This window comes from Micromonospora saelicesensis, assembly GCF_900091575.1.
In the GTDB taxonomy this organism is placed as follows: Bacteria; Actinomycetota; Actinomycetes; order Mycobacteriales; family Micromonosporaceae; genus Micromonospora; species Micromonospora saelicesensis.
Map to the genome: position 1 here is coordinate 622,006 of NZ_FMCR01000002.1, position 19,238 is coordinate 641,243.

The 19,238-nt window shown below is 69.9% G+C and carries 12 protein-coding genes; 2 read left to right on the forward strand and 10 right to left on the reverse strand.

The genetic code is table 11. The features are described 5' to 3' along the window. Positions 1 to 112: 112 nt before the first annotated feature. The 7 genes from GA0070561_RS10800 to GA0070561_RS10830 form a co-directional block, all read right to left on the reverse strand. Entirely contained in the window at positions 113 to 2,251 is a 2,139-nt protein-coding gene (locus GA0070561_RS10800) for an alpha-glucuronidase (RefSeq protein WP_244166149.1), read from the reverse strand. Then, positions 2,248 to 4,281 carry a beta-galactosidase gene (locus GA0070561_RS10805; protein ID WP_091399116.1) on the reverse strand — a complete coding sequence of 678 codons (2,034 nt, stop codon included), beginning with the start codon at positions 4,279 to 4,281 and terminating at the stop codon, positions 2,248 to 2,250. Before GA0070561_RS10805 ends, GA0070561_RS10800 begins: the two co-directional genes overlap by 4 nt. Continuing rightward, positions 4,278 to 4,970, reverse strand: coding sequence for a DUF624 domain-containing protein (locus tag GA0070561_RS10810; protein WP_091399120.1), 693 nt, complete (start codon positions 4,968 to 4,970; stop codon positions 4,278 to 4,280). The genes GA0070561_RS10805 and GA0070561_RS10810 overlap by 4 nt, the downstream gene beginning before the upstream one ends. Before the next feature lie 88 nt (positions 4,971 to 5,058). Further along, entirely contained in the window at positions 5,059 to 6,696 is a 1,638-nt protein-coding gene (locus GA0070561_RS10815; RefSeq protein ID WP_091399124.1) for an ABC transporter substrate-binding protein, read from the reverse strand. A gap of 53 nt (positions 6,697 to 6,749) precedes the next feature. Beyond that, positions 6,750 to 7,658 carry a carbohydrate ABC transporter permease gene (locus GA0070561_RS10820; protein WP_244166150.1) on the reverse strand — a complete coding sequence of 303 codons (909 nt, stop codon included), beginning with the start codon at positions 7,656 to 7,658 and terminating at the stop codon, positions 6,750 to 6,752. Then, positions 7,655 to 8,644, reverse strand: coding sequence for an ABC transporter permease (locus GA0070561_RS10825; protein ID WP_091399131.1), 990 nt, complete (start codon positions 8,642 to 8,644; stop codon positions 7,655 to 7,657). The genes GA0070561_RS10820 and GA0070561_RS10825 overlap by 4 nt, the downstream gene beginning before the upstream one ends. 10 nt (positions 8,645 to 8,654) lie before the next feature. Further along, entirely contained in the window at positions 8,655 to 11,018 is a 2,364-nt protein-coding gene (locus GA0070561_RS10830; protein WP_091399134.1) for a beta-xylosidase/alpha-l-arabinosidase, read from the reverse strand. 318 nt (positions 11,019 to 11,336) lie between these two features. On the opposite strand from GA0070561_RS10830, the gene GA0070561_RS10835 reads away from it, so the two are divergent. Further along, positions 11,337 to 12,374, forward strand: a complete 1,038-nt coding sequence (locus tag GA0070561_RS10835; RefSeq protein WP_091400159.1) for a LacI family DNA-binding transcriptional regulator — start codon at positions 11,337 to 11,339, stop codon at positions 12,372 to 12,374. A gap of 21 nt (positions 12,375 to 12,395) precedes the next feature. After that, complete coding sequence (locus tag GA0070561_RS10840; RefSeq protein WP_091399137.1) at positions 12,396 to 13,394, forward strand: acetylxylan esterase; 999 nt, start codon at positions 12,396 to 12,398, stop codon at positions 13,392 to 13,394. Positions 13,395 to 13,414: 20 nt separating this feature from the next. Here the strand turns inward: GA0070561_RS10840 and GA0070561_RS10845 are convergent, their stop codons facing one another. The 3 genes from GA0070561_RS10845 to GA0070561_RS10855 form a co-directional block, all read right to left on the reverse strand. After that, the gene (locus tag GA0070561_RS10845; protein ID WP_091399140.1) at positions 13,415 to 17,074 is read right to left on the reverse strand and encodes an nSTAND1 domain-containing NTPase; all 3,660 of its coding nucleotides are present in this window, start codon (positions 17,072 to 17,074) and stop codon (positions 13,415 to 13,417) included. Positions 17,075 to 17,570: 496 nt separating this feature from the next. Further along, complete coding sequence (locus GA0070561_RS10850) at positions 17,571 to 18,035, reverse strand: MaoC family dehydratase (protein WP_091399143.1); 465 nt, start codon at positions 18,033 to 18,035, stop codon at positions 17,571 to 17,573. Between the two features lie 20 nt (positions 18,036 to 18,055). Then, positions 18,056 to 19,204 carry an acyl-CoA dehydrogenase family protein gene (locus GA0070561_RS10855; RefSeq protein ID WP_091399148.1) on the reverse strand — a complete coding sequence of 383 codons (1,149 nt, stop codon included), beginning with the start codon at positions 19,202 to 19,204 and terminating at the stop codon, positions 18,056 to 18,058. Positions 19,205 to 19,238 lie beyond the last annotated feature (34 nt).

The following is a 19,238-nucleotide window of genomic DNA, read 5'->3' on the forward strand; positions in this document are numbered from 1 at the left end:
CAGGGGCAATGGGTGGCGATAAATTATCGGGACGTTTTCGGAACCTGCCGGGCGCTGGGCGCACGGCACGAGGGCGGCCCGACCGGATGGCCGAGCCGCGCCCCACCCCCGCTCAGTAGATGTCCCGCCCTCGCTCGTCCGGCACCCCGGACTTGCGGAAGAAGTACGTGTTGATCTGGTCGCGCCACTCGGTGGCGCAGCGCACCTGCTCGTCGAGGCGTTCGGCGACCCGCTCGTACACGCTCGGGTCGATCATGCCGGTCAACGTCTGCCACTTCCGTCGCATCGCCGTCACCTCCTCGACCCCCGCGAAGTGGGTGTCGTAGATGTGCTGGATGACTGTCGAGCCGCTGTGCAGCACATGCCCGTACGGCACGTGGTGGAAGAAGAGCAGCAGCTCGTCGGGGCAGGTCTCGGGTGACTCGTACACCTGGGCCCAGTACGGCGGGTACTGGCCGGCGAAGCCGGTGCCCGACACACGGCTGCGGTCCACGCCGACGCCGTCGCGGTCGGCGAAGTGGTAGGTGCCCCACCGGGTGTACTCGTACCCATCGACGCCAGGGCCGTAGTGGTCGCCGGGGTTGACCATGAAGCCGACGCCCAGCGGGGCGGTGTAGCGCTCGTACGTCCGCCACGAGTCGTCCATGATCTCGTGCAGGGTCCGCCGCACCAGATCCGCGTCGGCTGTCGCCGACGGCGGAAAGGTCAGCGTGATCCATTCGTCGAGGATCGCCGTCGGGTCCCGCCGAGGGTCCCAGGCCAGCCGGCCGAACGTGTACAGGTTGGCCTGTGCCAACGGATGCCCGGTCCAGAAGAGGTCGTCGCCGACGTTGGCGACGGCGACCATCCCGCCGCCGGCCGCGGACTCCCCCGTGACCACGTCGGCGATCGTCCGCCCGCCCGGCCCCCAGGGGGCGAAGCCGAGCACCTCACTCCACCACGGGCCGAGGTGGCAGACGTGCCGCTGTTGGCCCGTGTACTCCTGGGTGACCTGCAACTCCACCGCCAGCCGGGTCGCCGGCATCGCGGCGAGCACCGGTGAGACCGGCTCGCGGGTCTGGAAGTCCACCGGGCCGAACTTCACCTGGACGACCACGTTGGTGCGGAACCGCCCGTCGAGCGGGGCGAAGTGGTCGTACGCGGCCCGAGCCCGGTCGGTGGACCGGTCCTGCCAGTCCTGGTGGTGGTTGTAGACGAACGCACGCCAGTGCACCACTCCCCCGAGCGGAGCGAGCGCCTCGGCCAGCAGGTTCGCCCCGTCGGCGTGGTCGCGGCCGTACGTGAACGGGCCGGGTTGCCCCTCCGAGTCGGCCTTCACCAGGTAACCGCCGAAGTCCGGGATGCGGTCGTAGACCCGCCGGGTGGTAGCGGCCCACCAGGCCCGCACCGCCTCGTCCAAGGGGTCGGCGGTCGGCAGGCCACCGAGGAGCACCGGCGCGGCGAAGCTGACCGACAGGTGCACCCGGATGCCGTACGGGCGCAGCGCGTCCGCGATCTCGGCCACGTCGCCGAGCCGTTCGGTGAGCAGCAGCGCCTCGGTACGGGCCACGTTGACGTTGTTCACCGAGATCGCGTTGACCCCACAGGAGGCCAGCAGCCGCCCGTACTCCCGTACCCGGGCCAGGTCGCCGCGCGGACGGCCGTCCTGCCAGAAGATCGAGCCGCCCGCGTACCCCCGTTCGACCTGGCCCATCACCGGGTGCACTGCCACGTTGTCCCAGTGGTTCAGCATTCGTCGGCGCAGCGCCGGTCGGTGCCGCTCGGGCGGTCGGGCCGGGTCGAAGGCCGCCGCGCAGAGCCGGACCACGTGGAAGAGTCCGTACAGCAGGCCGGCGGGCGCGTCGGCCAGCACCGCTGTCACGTCGCCGGCCCGCGCCAACACGAAACCCTCGTCGCCGAGCGTCCCGCCGTCGCCCAGCTCGACCAGCGCCGCCTCGCCGGCGGCGCGCGCCGCCTCCACCGACGGGTTGGGCAGCTCACCGGCGTCGCGCAGGGCGAGCACCAGGTCGACGTCGACGTCCCAGGACGGGGAGTGCCACACCCGTCCGCCGTATCGCGCGCAGGCGCGCGAGACCTCGTTGAGGACGGTGTCGACGAGCAACCCCTCGCCGTGCAGGAGGACGCGGCGCGCGCCGAGCGACCGGAACGCCTCCGGGGGCAGCCAGGCCGGGTGGACGCGCGGGTCGTCACCGTCCATCGGCTCCTCGACGAACATCAGCTGCTCCAACTCCACCGACTCTTCGGCGTTCACCGGTCCTCCTCCAGCACGACAACCCCGTACGCCGGCAGCCGCAGGGCACCGCCGGCCGCCGTACGGTCGCCGGTGAGCAGGTCGACGCCGCCTGTCCGGGCGGTCACCTCGACCGGCTCGGCGCGGTGGTTGAGCAGAAACAGCAGTCGCGACCCGTCCGCCGCGACCCGCACGGCGGATTCCAGGTCCGGCACGTCCGGGTAGGGCCCGAGCAGGTCGTGCCGGGCGAGCACCTGCCGCACCACCCAGGACACCCCGGCCTGGTCCAGTCCTGCGGCCACGTACCAGCCGTCGCCGGCGCCGAAGGAGTTGCGGGTCACCGCCGGGGTGCCCGCGTAGAAGTCGGCCTGGTAGGTGCCGATGACCTGAGCGCCCTGCGGAATCACCAGCTCGAACAGCAGCCGCGCGTCGACGTCGACCTGATCCGCGCCGTCGCCGAGGCGGACCGGGTTCACCACCTCGGGGCCGCGGGCGTCCCACTCGTCGACCCGGACGCCCATGAGCTGCCCGAGCGGGCCCGGCACGTCCATCAGGAACACCTGGTCGTTTTCGTCCACCCGGCCGGACAGGTAGGTGGTCAGCACCGACCCTCCGCGCGTCGCCACCGCCTCCAGCCGCTGCGGCAGGTCACCCTTGAGCAGGTGCAGGGCCGGGGCCACGACCACGTCGTAGCGGGACAGGTCGGCGGTCACCGCGACGACGTCCAGGTCCACACCGGCGTCCCAGAGTGCCCGGTGGTACGCGAGCACGACCTGTTGGTAGCGGACCAGCCGGGACGGGCCGTCGGACAGCTCCAACGCCCACCAGCTGTCCCAGTCGAACAGCAGCGCCACCCGGGCCGGGGTCCGCGCGCCCAGCGACGCCGGACCGAGCCGTTCCAGTTCGGCGCCCAGCTCGGCGACCTCCCGGAACACCCGGGTGTCGGAGCGACCGGCGTGGCCGATGACCGCACCGTGGTACTTCTCGCTGGCACCACGGGAGGCACGCAGCTGGAAGAAGAGCACCGCGTCGGCGCCGTGCGCCACGGCCTGCCAACTCCACAGCCGCATCAGCCCGGGGCGCTTCAACGGGTTGACGTCGCGGCACGCGGTGCAGCTCGGGGTCTGTTCCATCAGCCAGAACGGCTGGCCGTCCTTGAGCCCGCGCATCAGGTCGTGGGTGAGCGCCATCCGGGCCGCCGACCCGTCGTCGGGCGGGTAGTTGTCCCAGGAGACGAAGTCCAGATGAGGGGCCCAGCGGTGGTAGTCGATCGGCCGGTACATGCCCATGAAGTTCGTGGTCACCGGCAGCGTCGGGCTGGACTCCCGGATGGCCTCCTTCTCGTCGCGGAAGTTGGTCAGCATCGCGTCGGAGGTGAACCGCAGGTAGTCCAGTGTGATGCCCGGGAACGCGGTGTGGTCCGGGCCGCGCCAGTGCTCGGACAGCGCCGACGGCGGCTCGATCTCGTCCCAGTCGGTGAAGGTGTGCGACCAGAAGGTGGTGTACCAGGCCTCGTTCAGCGCGTCGAGGGTGCCGTAGCGGTGGCGCAGCCAGTTCCGGAAGCCGGCCGCGCACAGTGCGCAGTAGCAGGCGCCGCCGTACTCGTTGCCGACGTGCCAGGCGAGCACCGCCGGGGTGTCGGCGTAGCGGCGGGCGACCCGGCGGGCCAGCTCCGTCGAGAGCCGGCGGAAGACCGGCGAGCTGGGGCAGGAGTTGTGTCGCTGACCGAAGCGGTGCTTGCGGCCCTCGAAGTCGGTCCGCGTCACCTCGGGGTACGCCTTCGCCAACCACGGTGGGTGGGCGCCGGTGCCGGTGGCCAGGCAGATCCCGCGTCCCTCGGCACTGGCCCGCTCGACGATCCTGTCCAGCAGCGTGAAGTCGTAGGTGCCCTCGGCGGGCTGGGTGAGCGCCCAGTCGAACACCCCGAGGGTGACCAGGTCGATCCGTGCGGTGTCGAAGAGACGGTAGTCCTGCTTCCACACGTCCTCGGGCCACTGTTCCGGGTTGTAGTCGCCCCCGAAGGGCACCTTGGCGCTGAGGGGCAGGCTCATGAGGTGAACTCCTTCCGGATCAGGTGGATCATCGGTTCGCTGATGCGCAGGTACGCCAGCACCGCGATCGACGCCAGCAGCATCAACACCGCTTCGGAGAAGACCGCGGTGATCCCGGCCGCCGCGGCCAGCAGCAGGGCGTTGCCGACGGAGACACCGGGGGTACGCACGAGGAAGTGCACGGCCAGCCGGAGCACGTCCCGGGTGCGGAGGTCGAACAGCGAGGTGATCACCAGGGCGTTGGCCGCGCAGAGTGTCACACCCACTCCGATCAGCACCAGCGGCACCGCCCACCAGCTCGACAGGCCGACCGCCCCGCGGTAGGCGAGGTTCACGGCGAGCACTGTCAGCCACAGCAGCGTCGGCACCCAGACGCGCAGCACGCCGAGCACGTTGGCCCGGTAGCCACGCCAGAACAGGGTGGCCGGGCGCAGGTCGGTGAGGTCGGTTCGTTGGTGGCGCAGGGCGTACAGGGCAGCGGAGATCGCCGGGCCGACCGGTACGAGGAGGAGCGCGGCCAGCGGCAGGTTGCTCGGATCGCGGCCCAGCAGCAGCAGCAGCGGGAGCAGGGCGGGCAACGTGGTGAGCAGCAGGAGCAGCTCGACCACGAGCAGGATGTAGACGCGCGAGGTGATCCGCGACAGTGGTCCGTCGCCGAACTGTCGCCGGGTCTGAGTCGCGCCACTCACTGTCGCTCCCTCCGGTCGACTCAGCTGATCCGTGGTCGCCGGGGGTCCGGCCGGGCCGCGACGGGCGGCCCGACCGGACTCCCGCTGATCAGCCGTTGTTCTTCTGGAACCGCTCGTACGCCTTGTTGACCAGGTCGATGTACTGGTCGGAGTTCTTGGCCTTCAGCTCGGCCACGTACGCGTCCCACTCGCTGAGCGGGCGCTGACCCAGGGCGAACTTCAGCGTGTTCTGGGTGACGAAGTCCTTCAACGGCGTCTCCCAGAGCGACACCTGCTCGCGCTCCTCATCGGTCAACGGGGCGGGCGGAGGCACCACCCTCGGGGTACGGGCGTCCATCACCTTCTGGAATTCCAGCTCCTCCGGGGAGAAGAAGCCGCGGACCAGGTCGGGGCTGCCGCCGTAGGCGAAGACCCCGTTCTGGAAGCCGAAGTCCTTCTGCAGGTGCTTGGGGGCCTTCGGGTTGAGGCCGAGGAAGTCGACTCCGGGGTTGAGCGTGCGCTTGCCGGACGCGTCCTTGGTGAAGGTCGTGCCCTCGATGCCCCAGCGGGCGAACTCCAAGCCTGCGTCCGAATACCACAGCCAGTCGATGAACTGCATCATGGCGACGAAGTTCTTGCTCTCCCGGGCCTTCGTGGAGATCATGATGCCGTTCTCCAACCGGGGGAACGGGTTGATCTCGCCGGCCGGGCCGATCGGCAGCGGGATCTTGGCCAGCTTGGCGTTCGGCAGGGTCTTGGCCAGGTCGGGCCGGTGGTTGTTGACCAGGGTCTGCGCGTTGCCGGTGACCACGAAGGACTTGCCGTTGGCGAGCTTCTGGCGTGCCTGGTCGTCGGTCTGGGTGAAGCTCTCCGGGTCGAGCAGGCCCTCGGCGACGAGCTTGTGCAGGTAGGTGACCATCTGCTTGTACTGCTCGGAAGCGCCGGTGTAGTTGAACTTCTTCGCCGCCGGGTCCCAGGTCGCGTGCTGGTAGTCCCAGCCCGCCTGGGTGCCGTGGGCCGAGCCGAGGATGTTCAGCAGGGCACCGGTGGGGTTGGGCTTGCTGAAGAGGTCGGAGTACGGGTAGACGTTCGGGTACTTGGCCTTCATCGCCTTGAGCACCGTGTACAGCTCGTCCCAGGTCTTCGGGACCGCCAGGTTGAGCTCTTGCATGATGTCGGTGCGCACCAGCACCGTGTAGTCCTGGGTGGGCTTCTCGTGGACGCCGGGGAGCAGGTAGAACTTACCGTCGGACTGCCGCAGGTTGTCGATCTCCGGCTTGAGGTTCCACTTGGCGATCTTGTCCTTGAGGTTGGGCATCAGGTCCAGGTAGTCGCTCACCGGGAGGATCGCCCCCGACGACACGAAGGCGTTCTCCTGCGGGTGGTACGTCTTGGGAATGATCAGCGGGGCGTCCCCGGCGCCGATCAGCAGGCTGCGCTTCTGCTCGTAGTCGCTGAGCGGAACGGCCACCGGCTCGATCTTGACGTTGGTCCGCTTGGTCAGCTCCGACCAGAACGCCCAGTCTTCCTTGAGCGGGTAGAACGTGTGGTTGTTGTAGAGGGTGGAGAAGGAGAGCGCCTCGGTGGCCTTGAACTGGTCGCCGACGCCGTAGGTGGCCATCGCCCCGACCTTGTTCTCCGAGAGGTCCGTCGACTCGCCGGGGTCCTCGGAACAGGCGGTGCTGAGGGTGAGCGCGAGCAGACCCGCGGTGGCTATCGCCACCCGGCGCCACGTCTTGTGGAGCATGGCTCGTCCTTTCGGTGGTGGGGATTCGAATGTGGGACGGTGCAGCGCCTGCGTCATCCCTTGACCGCGCCGAGCATCACGCCGCGGACGAAATACCGCTGGACGAAGGGGTAGACCGCCAGGATCGGCAGGGTGGTGAGCACGATCGTCACGGCCTCGAGGGTGGCTGCGGCCTGGACCTTGTCGGCGTCGGCGGCGGCGGACTCGGCGCTGGTGGCGCCCGCGATGAGGTTGCGCAGGTAGACCGTGACCGGCAGCAGGTCCTGCTGGTCGATGTAGAGGAACGCGGTGAACCACGAGTTCCAGAACGACACCGCGTAGAAGAGCACCATCGTCGCGATGATCGCCTTCGACAGCGGCAGCACGATTCGCAGCAGAATGCCGTACGTGTTCAGCCCGTCGACCGCGGCGGCCTCCTCCAGCTCGCTCGGCAGGCTCTCGAAGAACGCCTTCATGACCAGCAGGTTGAACACGCTGATGGCGTTGGGGACCACCACGGCCCAGATGGTGTTCTTCATCCCCAGGCTGGTGACCAGCACGTAGTTGGGGATCAGGCCGCCGGAGAAGAACATGGTGAACAGCGCGATGCCGACCAGGACGCCGCGCCCCTTGAGCTGTGGCTTCGACAGCACGTACGCGTAACAGGTGGTCAGCACGATCGAGATGAGCGTGGCGACCACCGTGTACACCACCGTGTTGCGGTAGTTCGTCCAGAACAACCCATCGGACATCAACAGCTTGTACGCGGTCAGGTCGAACCCGCGCGGGACGATGCTCACCTTCCCCGTGATGATGTACGCCTCTTCGCTGAGCGAGCGGGCCACGATGTTGAGGAACGGGAACAGCGTCACGACCACGACGCCGATCAGGACGACAGTGTTGACGATCCGGAAGATCCGGTAGCCACGACTGTCCACCGGACCCCGCGTCTTCGGGGCGTCGCTCTTCGTACCGAGGATCACCACAGGCTCGTCCCCACAGTGCGCCGGGAGATGAGGTTCGCCGTCAGGACCAGGATCAACCCGATCACCGCCTCGAAGAGGCCGATGGCGGCGGCGTAGCTGAAGTTGCTGGACTGGAATCCCATCCGGAACAGATAGGTGGAGACCACGTCCGCGGTCGGGTACGTCAGCGGGTTGTAGAGCAGCAGGATCTTCTCGAACCCGACCGCCAGGAAACTGCCGATGTTGAGGATCAGCAGCGTCATCATCGTCGGCCGGATCCCCGGCAACGTCACGTGCCAGGTCTGCCGCCACCGGCTCGCGCCGTCGATCCGGGCCGCCTCGTACAGGTCCTCGTCGACCGTGGTGAGCGCGGCGAGGTAGAGGATCGTCCCCCAACCGACGGTCTGCCAGACCTCGGACGAGACGTAGATGGTGCGGAACCACTCCGATTTCTGCAGGAAGGCCACCGGGTCGCCGGCGAACAGGCCGACGATCTGGTTGGCCGCGCCACCGACCGAGGTCAGTTGCATGACCATCGCCGCCACGATCACGATCGACAGGAAGTGCGGCAGGTAGGACACCGACTGCACGAACCGCTTGAACCGGCGGGCGCGCACCTCGTTGAGCATCAGCGCCAGTACGATTGGCAGCGGGAAACAGAACAGCAGGGTCAGCGTCCCGAGCACCAGGGTGTTGGTGAACACCTCCCAGAACGTCGGGTCGGTGAGGAACATCCGGAAGTAGCGCAGCCCGACCCAGTACTCACCGAAGATGCTGCCGCCCGGCTTGAACCGGCGGAACGCGATGATGTTGCCGATCATCGGCAGGTACCGGAAGACGAGGAAGAACAGCAGCGGCAGGATGGCGAGGGAGTAGAGCTGCCAGTCCCGGCGCAGTGCCTGCCGCCAACTGCGGCGGCGTCGTGGCGAGCGCGGGGCGGGGCTCTGCGCCTGCCGCGGAGAATTCGGCGGCGCCGGCGGCGGTGGCCGCAGGGTGGATGTCATCCGTGGCCTCCTATGCCGACTGTGGAACGGCCACGAGGGGCTCGACCCGCACCGAGGTGAGCAGTTCCCGGTCGAAACCGACCTGGCGCTCGGTGCCGACCAGTCGCAGCGGCAGGGCCGCCGCCACGTCGCCGCTCGATCGGCCGAACCGCAGCTCGACGTCGCCGGGCTCGACGATCCGTTGGCCGGTCAGCCCGGTGAACGACGCCACGTCGGCCGGTACGCCGAAGGTCACGTGCGCCACCTCGCCGGGCCCCAGCGGCAGCCGGGTGTAGCCGATCAGCCGGACCACCGGACGGGTGGTCTGCGCGACCGGGTCGTGCAGGTAGAGCTGCACGACCTCGGTGCCGGCCCGCTCACCGGTGTTGGCGACGGTGATCCGCACCCGTACCTCGCCGTCGACCGGCCAGGCGGTCGGATCTTCGCGCGGTTCGATCACCGTCGCGTCGGACCACTCGAAGGTGGTGTAGCTCAGCCCGTGGCCGAACGGGTACGCCGGGGTCGGGTCGATCGAGGAGACCTTGTTGCGCCGGCCGAGCGGTGGCGCCAGGTAGGTGCTCGGCAGCCCGCCGGCGTCGCGGGGAACGCTGACCGGCAACCGTCCGGAGGGGTCGACCGCGCCGGTGAGCACCTCGGCGAGTGCCTGCCCACCGAGCTGGCCGAGGAAGAACGCCTGCACCACGGCCGCCGCGTCGTCGAACTCCGGGCCGAGCGCGTACGGGCGGCCGGCCATCAACACCAGGACGACCGGCGTGCCGGTGGCGAGGACAGCCCGGACGAGGTCGCTCTGTACGCCGGGTAGTCGCAGGTCGACGGCGTCGCAGCCCTCGCCGGAGGTGCCCCGGCCGAACATTCCCGCCCGATCGCCGACGGCCAGCACGCACAGGTCGGCGGCGGCTGCTGCGCCGACCGCGGCCGCGATACCCGAGGTGTCCTCGCCGGTGATGGTGCAGCCCGGCTCGTAGGTGAGCAGCGGGACGCGTCGGGCCAACTCGTCGCGCAGTGTGGGGATGGCCAGGCCGAGCCCGAAGTCGCTGTGGTGGACGCCCACGTGGTTGGGGAACGAATAGCAGCCGAGCATGGCCATCGGGTCGTCGGCGACCGGGCCGACCAGGGCGACCCGGCCGCCCAGGGGCAGCGGGAGGACGCCGGTGTTGCGCAGCAGGACGACTGACTCCCGGGCCAGGCGAAGGGCGATGTCCTGGCTGACCTCGTCGTCGAAGCGCAGGGACGCCACGTCGTCGGGCAGCTCCTGCCAGCCCTCGTCGAGCAGACCGAGCTCGATCTTCTGGATCAGCACCCGACGCAACGCGCAGTCGATCAGCGCCTCGTCGACCTCACCACGGCGAGCCGCCTCCACCAGCGGTGCGCCGAAGGCGTCCACTGTGGGCAGCTCGACGTCGATCCCGGCCCGCAGGGCGAGCCGGGCCGCGTCGGCGCCATCCTCGGCGACTCCGTGCAGGGTCTGTAGGAACCGTACGGCGAAGTAGTCGGCCACCACGGTGCCGGTGAAGCCCCACTCGTCACGCAACAACCCGGTCAGCAGCCCACGGTCGGCCGCCACGGGCAGGCCGTCGATCTCGGCGTAGGAGTTCATCACCGAGCGGGCGCCGCCGAGGCGCAGCGCCATCTCGAACGGCGGAAGGATGACGTCGGCCAGCTCGCGGCGACCCATCGGCACCGGAGCGAGGTTGCGTCCGCCTCGGGAGGCGGAGTAGCCGGCGAAGTGCTTCAGCGTGGCCACCACGCCGGCCCGCTCCAGGCCCCGCACGTAGGCGGCACCTGTCGTGCCGACCAGGTAGGGGTCCTCGCCGATCGTCTCCTCGGTACGGCCCCAGCGGTAGTCCCGGGTGACGTCCAGCACCGGGGCGAGGCCCTGGTGCACACCGGCGGCGCGCATCGACCGCCCGATCCGGTCGGCCATCGCCTCGACCAGTTCGGGGTCGAAGGACGCGCCCCAGCTGAGCGGAGTCGGGTAGACGGTGGCCCGCCACGCCGCGAACCCGGTGAGGCACTCCTCGTGCACCTGCGCCGGAATGCCGAACCGACTGGCGGCCACGATCTGCGCCTGCGAGGCCGCCAGGGACCGGGCGCCGAACACCGGGTCGACCGGGGCGGTGCCGAACGGGCGGGTCAGCTGGCCCAACCCGTACTGGATGACAGTGCCCCACGCCGGCAACTCGCTGATCATGTCCGACTGGTGCGGTGCGACGCCTTCGCCGCTGGCGTCAGCGCCGACCCAGACACCGACGAGCTGGGCGATCTTCTCTTCGAGGGACATCTTCGGCAGGAGCGCATCGGCTCGCTCGGTGGGCGACAGCCGCTGATCACGCCACGGCGCGGCGCCGCCGTCCTCGAGCGACTGACTTCTCATGCCATGACCCCTTAGCTCCGGCCACATCCCCGTGCCCTCGTGAACCAGCTCCGTGGCGGACGTTTCTCACGATCCGAAACTTTCCGGAAACCTGCGTAACCTTTTCGGCAACCTAAGTGTCCCATCGATGCCTGTCAAGAGTCTCAATCGGACTACCAGGAGGTCATTCCTGCACACGGTGACCCCACGATCGGCGCTCGGTCGCCGGGAAGCCGCCCAATGTCCCGCGAATGCCCAGCCGGAGTGCGGCACCCACTGGCGTGAATGTCTCATCGTGTTAAGGTCGCCCGAAACTTTCGGATGTTGTATGAGGCCGCGATGACAGAGCACCGCCCGCTCGACCCACCCGCCTCCACCACCATCGCGACCATCGCCAACGATGTCGGCGTCTCGGTCGCGACCGTGTCCAAGGTCCTCAACGGACGCGGCGATGTCGCCCCCGGCACCAGAGCCCGGGTGGAGGCGAGCCTCGACCGCCACCAGTACCAGCGCCGCGCCCGGCGACAGGCGACCAGCGGCGGCCGGGTGGACCTCGTGTTCCACGAGTTCGACACGGGTTGGGCGATGGAGATCCTGCGGGGCGTCGAGGCGGTGACCTCCGCCGCCGGCATCGGGCTGTCGATCGCACAGCTCGACGGCGCGCACCGCCCGCCGGCACGATGGCTGGAGGCGTTACTCGCCGACCGCCCCCTGGGCGTGGTGTTCGTCCTCTCCCACCTGGCCGACGCCCAACAGCAGCACCTGCGCCGGCAGGGCATTCCGTTCGTCGTCGTCGACACCGACAGTGCCACCTCGGCCTCCGTGCCGACCGTCGGGTCGAACAACTGGAACGGCGGTCTGCTCGCCGCCCGGCACCTGCTGGAGTTGGGGCACCGACGGATAGCCATCATCTCCGGGCCACCCGACGTGCTGTGCAGCAGAGCCCGGGCCGCCGGCTTCCAGTCGGCCCACGACGAAGCCGGGATAGTGGTCGACCGCGAGCTGATCCGCTACGGCAGTTTCTCCGCCGGAGCGGGGCACGCCCACGGGCTGCAACTGCTCCAGCGGTCGGACCGACCCACGGCGATCTTCGCCGGATCGGACATCCAGGCCATGGGGGTGCTCCGGGCCGCCCGTCAGTGCGGCCTGCGAGTGCCCGAGGACCTTTCGGTGATCGGGTACGACAACCTGCCGGTCTCGGCCTGGACCGACCCGGCCCTCACCACGATCAACCAGCCGTTGCGCGACATGGCCGGCATCGCCACCCAGATGTTGCTCGACCTGACCAGGGGGAACGAGCCGGCGACCAGCCGGATCGACCTGGTGACCGAGCTTGTCGTCCGGGAGAGCACCGCGCCCCCCGCCCACCCGCACTGACCCCGGCCCCTGCGAGGACCCGTGCCCCACTCCGCCTCCACCTTCGACGACCTTCAGCGGTACGCGCCCGAGGTCGCCGAACCGGACGACTTCGACGAGTTCTGGCGGGACACGCTCGCCGAGGCGTCCGCCGTGCCGGTGCTCGTCGACGTCCGCCCCGAACCCACCGACCTGCGGCTGCTCGACTCCTGGGACGTCACGTTCGCCGGCTTCGGTGGTGACCCGGTCCGCGCCTGGTACACCCGCCCGGCCGGGGTTCGCGAGCCGCTGCCGGCCGTGGTCGAGTACGCCGGCTACGGTCGCGGGCGCGGCCTGCCCCACGAACGGCCGACCTGGGCGGTGGCCGGGTACGCGCACCTGCTGATGGACAACCGGGGCCAGGCGGGGCAGCACGGCGCCGGGGACACCCCCGACCCGCACGGCGCGCCCGGCGGGCCCTGGCCGGTCACCTGGGGGATCCTCGATCCGCGCGACTACCACTATCGCCGCCTGATCACCGACGCGGTGCGGGCGGTCGAGGCGGTCCGCGCGTTGCCGGGGGTCGAGGGTGACCGGGTCAGCGTGGTCGGCAACAGCCAGGGCGGCGGCATCGCCCTGGCGGTGGCGGGTCTCGTCGAGGATCTCAGCGCGGTGCTGACCACCGCCCCGTTCCTGTGCGACATGCGCCGGGCCGTCGCGCTCACCGACCTCGCGCCGTACGGCGAGATCGCCCGGTACCTGGCGGTGCACCGGGAGGCCGAGGAGGCGGTGTGGCGCACCTTGTCCTATGTCGACGGTGTGAGCTTCGCGCGTCGGGCGACGGCGCCGGCACATTTCGGAGTCGGCCAACGCGACACCGTCTGCCCACCGCGAACCGCCTTCGCCGCCCACAACCACTACGGAGCAGCGAACGGGAGGCCGGTACCGCCCGAGCGGGAGATGCACGTCTACCCGTTCAACGGTCATGAGGGCGGCGAGGCCGTGCACGTCCGGCGTCAGCTGCGCTGGCTGGGCTCGGTGCTCCAGCCGGCGCGGGCCTGAACGGCCCGCCCCCTTCCCGGTCACGGCTCCAGCAGGTTCTGGACCGGAGCACACGCCCGGCAGGGCCAGACCCGTACGGTGCCGTCGTCATGCGTCGAGACGAGCCGCTCGCCGTCCGGGCTGAAGTCGACGGTCTCCACGGAGGCGCCGAATCCCCCGAAGGTCACCGACCGCGCGGCCTCCGAAGCGCGCCACAGCCGAGCGGTGCCGTCCTTTCCAGAACTGAGCACCCATTGCCCGTCCGGGCTGAACGACACGTGCCAGACGGGCCCCTCGTGTCCTCGCAACACCATTGGCGCGACGCCGCTCGTGACCGAGTGGATCTGCACGGTGCCGTCGAAGCCGGCACTGGCGACCCATTGTCCGTCCGGGCTGAAGGCCACGGCCCATACCAATCCCTCGTGACCGGCAAGTAGTAGTGGTTCGGCGGTGCCGAGGGCGTCCCAGATCCGTAAAGTGCCCTCCGCGCCAGCCGTGGCGACCTTCCTGCCGTCCGGACTGAAGGCGGCGTACCGGATCTCTTCGGCGGCTCGATGGACTACCGGGGCGCTCTGGCCGGTGAGGTCCCAGATTCGCAGGCTCCCGTCGTTGCTGACGCTGGCCAGGCGGCGGCCGTCAGGGCTGAAGTCGGCGATCCACGCCTGCTTCCCGTGCCCGCGAAGCACCACAGGATCGTGTCTGCCGGCGAGGTCCCAGACTCGTACGCTGCCGTCGCGGCCGCCGGTGGCCACGCTCGCCCCGTCCGGACTTACAGTGAGACCGTAGACGTCTCCGTCGTGGCGGCCGAGCACCCGGGGCTCCGCCGGTGTGGCCAGGTTCCAGACCTGTACCGTGCCGTCCTCGCCGCCACTGACCACCCGCTGCCCGTCCGGGGTGAACGCGGCGGACCAGGTGGCTTTCTTGTGGCCCCGCAGGACCAGACGATCGCTGCCCGGGTCCCAGATCCGTAGCGTGCCATCATCGGCCGCGCTCACCAGCCGGGACCCGTCCGGGCTGAACGCCAACGCCCAGACCCGGTTGGTGTGGCCGCGCAGCACCAACGGGTCACCGGCGCCGTTGGCGTTCCAGATCCGTACGGTCAGATCGTCACTGGTGGTCGCGAACCACTGCTCGTCCGGGCTCAGGGCGAGCCCTTCCACAGTGCCCTCGTGCCCACGCAGCACCACCGGGGCCGCCGACCCGGTCAGCGGCCACACCCAGGCCGTACCGTCGGCGCTGGAGCAGGCCAGGCGGGTGCCGTCCCGGCTGAACACCAACGTCCTGGTGGCCTCGCGTGGCCCGGTGAGGATCGTTCTGGTGGATCGCGAGGCCAGATCCCAGAGCCGTACCGTCGCGTCGTGGCCGCTACTGGCCAGCTGGCGCCCGTCGGGGCTGAAGGCCACGCCGACCGCGACCTTCGTGTGCCCACGCAGCACCACCGGTCGTTCGTCGCCGCGGGCATCCCAGACCCGAACGGTGGTGTCCTCGCCGGCACTGGCGACCAACCGTCCGTCGGGGCTGAAGGCCACTCCCCAGACCGGGCCCTCGTGCCCGCGTAGGACGATGGGCCCAGCGCTTCCATCGACCTGCCAGATTCGGACGGTGCCGTCCGAGCCGGCGGTGACCAGTCGCTTCCCGTCCGGGCTGAACATCGGGCTCCAGAGCTGCCCCTCGGGCCCGCCGGTGAGAGCCAGGCCCGGTCCGGAGACGCCGTGCCCGGCCCAGGTCCACACCCGCACCTCGCCGTCCGTACCGGTGGCCGCCACGCGCTGCCCGTCCGGACTGAACGCCACGCCCAAGGCCTTCTTGCTGCTCATCGGCACAATCGCCTGCAGGCGGTCATCGACGGCGGCCTGGCGGAGCACCATTTCCGCACCGACGGTCGGGCGTGTGGTCAGGGCGCGTCTGGCGAGGCGCTGCGCCTGCTTCGGATCGATCTGCAGTTGGTTGTCGGCCTCGACCGTCAGCTGCCGGGAAACAGCGAGGTCGCGTTCGGCGGCCGCCCGGTTCGCCTGCACCAGCGCCACTGCCGCGAGGACGCTCACCACGACAACTGTTGCCGCGAGCCCGGTCAACGCCACGCTGGTCCGCCGCCGTCGGGCTGCCCGGCGGCGGTTCTCTCGTGCACGGCTGGTCTCCAGAAAGTCCCGCTCCAGGTCACTGAGGTCCATCACCCGGCGCGTTCCCCAGAGCGCCAACTGGACCCCCCGATACAGGAATCCGTCCACGCGGTCGTGTCGATCCCACTCGGCGGCAGCCTCTGTCAGCCTGCGGTGGGAGCGCAGCAGCTCCCGATCTTCGGTCAGCCAGCGACGCAGCCGGGGCCACTCCTGGATCAGGGCCTCGTGGGCCACCATGACGCCCTTCTCGTCCGCGGTGACCAGCCGCGCGGACGTCAACCTGGCCAGCACCTCAGCCGCGGCCAACGGGTCCACCCCGCCCACCAACTCGGCCAGGGGTGCCCGGCGTCGGGTGTCCTCGGTGCCGTCACCGAGGGCGGTCAGGCGCAGGAAGATGTCCCGTGCCAGCCCTCGCTGCTCCTCGTCGAACTGCGCGTACACCCCTTCAGCGGTACGGGTGATGGCGCCGTTCACGCCGCCTGACTCGCGGTAGTGGGCCAGCGTGATCCGCTTGCCCTGCCGCAGGCGCGCCGTCTCCAACAGTGCGTGGGACAGCAGCGGTAGCGCACTCGTCTGGCCGCCAACGTCTGCCACGGCCATCTCCACCAACGCCGGATCCACCAGCAACCCGGCGCGCTCGGCGGGGCCGGTGATCGTCCGACGCAGATCCTCATCGTCCATCGGGCCGATCAACAGCTGGTGCTCATGGAGAGCGGCCACCAGGGCCGGATAGGCGGCACACCGACCATAGAAGTCGGCCCGCACTCCCAGCACCACCCGCACCCTGGGGATCTCCGCTGCGGCGAGCAGCGCGGCAATGAACCCCGATCGCTCCTCCTCGTCCCGGCAGAGCGTGAAGAGCTCCTCGAGCTGGTCCACCACGATGAGCATGTTCGCGACCGGTGGACGCGAATTGAGGATCTGCTCGATCATTCCGCGAATGCTGGCCGGATCATCGGCCAGGTGGCGCTGGATCGTGTCACGGGCCGGGTCCTGCTCATTGACGAGCTGGAACGCTAGCTCTTCGATGGGATGTTCACCGGGCGTCATCAGCACCGTGGCCCAGGCCGGCTGACCCTTGACGGGATTCTCGACCACTGCCGCTATCAGACCCGCTCGTAGCAGGGACGACTTGCCCGCACCGGACGGGGCGAAAACCGCGACGAACCGGAGGCGGGTGAGCATTTCACAGAGCTGAGCCACCATGCGCTCGCGTCCGAAGAACCATTCTGAGTCTTCCGGCTGAAACGCTGCCATTCCCCAGTACGGCCCGCGGCCGACCCCCACCGTCTCGGCGGACGTCACGCTCGCGATCAGGCTGTGCCACCGTTCGGTCCATTCGGCTGCATCACCGTCGCAGGCGGCCACGTACGCCAGTGTCACCTGAAGGCTTGGCACGGTCTCTCCGCTGGCCGCCTTCGCCAGGGTGGTCACCGAGAAGTGCGCGCGTCTGGCCAGTTGACGGTAGGTCGGCGAACCCGCCTTCGTCCGCAGCTGGCGTAGGTCGAGCGCGAACCGCTCCAGCTCGCCTGCCTCCGGGTCGAGCGGCCGCTCAGGTCTTCCCACGTTGTCCCCCGTCACAGAGTTGTTTGTCAGCCTGGCGACATGATTGGCAAACAATCCATAGGGAACTATATCTAGTTCCGTGACGCCGATCGGCGAGTGTCGGGTAGCAGCCACAGCGCAACCAGGCGTGCGGCCACGTTCGACGACTCAACACGATCGACGACACGGAGGAGGACCGGGAGGGGGTGTGTGATGCACGCCAGAAACGGCACCGGCACTGTTACCCACAGCACTGATGGCCGTCCTGGGTACGGGGGGCGTCACGCAATCCCGGACAGACAAGGGGGACTCTTATTCGATTACGATTTTGCTATCGCAGCTGAACGTGGCCCCTTTCGGCAGTTCGCCCCGGGAGCCCAACGTTCGGCGCGTCATCGATTCGCGGCCCTCGCGGTCGCCGCCGGTATCGAGTCGGCAAGGAACAGGACCAGCTCCCTCCGCATCGACCGCTAGGCGGTGCGGTGACGGGGCGGCGACGGGATCCGTCGCCGCCCCGTCAGCCCGCGGAGGGTCACCGCTCCACGGCGCGGTAGAGCCGGCTCACGGTTTCGGCCACGCATACCGGCTTGCCACCGCTGTCGCTCTCCACGGTGACCGTCACGACCAGCTGCACACCGCCGCTCACCGGCGACACGTCGGCGATGGTGGCGGTGGCGCGTACGGCGGCGCCGACCCGCAGCGGCGCGGGGAAGCGCACCCGGTTCAGCCCGTAGTTGACGCCCATCGCCACTCCCTCGACCCGGTAGAGCTCGCTCGCCAACGCCGGCAGCAGCGACAGGGTGAGGTACCCGTGGGCGATCGTCCCGCCGAACGGCCCCGCCGCGGCTCGGACCGGGTCGAGATGGATCCACTGGTGGTCGTCGGTGGCGTCGGCGAAGAGGTCGACGCGGCTCTGCTCGATGCGCTGCCACGGACCGGGCCCGAGGCTCTCGCCGGTCGCGGCGGCCAACTCCTCGAAGGAGGTGAAGACTCTCATGCCGGATCTCCCTACAGCTGTTAGAAGGCGTTGACGCCGGTGAGCGCGCGTCCGATGAGGAGTTGCTGGATCTGACTGGTGCCCTCGTAGAGCGTGGCCACCCGGGCATCGCGCAGATACTTGCCGACCGGGTACTCGTCGATGTAGCCGTACCCGCCGAAGACCTGGACCGCGTTGTTGGCCGCGCGGACGGCGGCCTCGCTGGCGAAGAGCTTGGCCATTGACGCCTCGGTGGCGAACGGCTGGTCGCGGTCGATCAGGTCGGCCACCTGCCACACCAGCAGCCGGGCGGCGGCGGCGTCCACCGCGATGGCGGCGAGCAGTTGTTGGACGAGCTGGTGCCCGGCGATCGGCTTGCCGAACTGGGTGCGCTGCCCGGCGTAACCGACCGCCGCGTCGAGGCAGCCCTGGGCGATGCCGACGCACCCGGCGGCCACCGACATCCGGCCCTTGGCGAGGGTGGCCAGGGCCAGCCGGAATCCGGCGCCCTCGGCGCCGAGGCGGGCCGTGTCGGGCACGCGCACCTCGTCGAAGCCCAGCTCGCCGGTGGCCTGACCGCGCAGGCCGAGCTTGCCGTGGATCTCCCGCCGGGTCAGTCCCGGGCTGTCGGTGGGCACCAGGAACGCGGTGATTCCTCGGTGCCCGGGGCCGCCGGTGCGGGCGAAGACCAGCGCGACGTCGGCGGTGGTGCCGTTGGTGATGAACGTCTTCGTGCCGGTGAGCAGCCAGTCGGTGCCGTCGCGGACCGCACGGGTGCGCAGGGCGGCCGCGTCCGAGCCGCTGTCCGGCTCGGTCAGCGCGAAGCAGCCGAGTGCGCTGCCGGCGCAGAGCCTCGGTAGCCACTCGGCCCGCTGTTCCGCGCTCCCGTGCGCGGCGATCGACTTCGCCACCAGGCCGAGGGAGACCGAGACGATGCCGCGCACCGCCGAGTCACCCCGGCCCAGCTCCTCCAGGACCAGGCAGTACGCGAGGTGGTCGCCGCCGGAACCGCCGTCGGTCTCGGCGATGGTCAGCCCCAGGAAGCCCAGGTCACCGAGCATGCCGACGATGGCGGGGTCGACCGATTCGCGGCGATCCCAGGCGGCCGCGTGCGGCAGCAGCTCGCGGTCGGCGAACTCGGCGGCAAGCTGGCGGACCGCCGCCTGCTCGGCGGAGAGGGTGAGGTCCATGACGCTCAAACTAGCGGTGATAGTTAAACGCGTC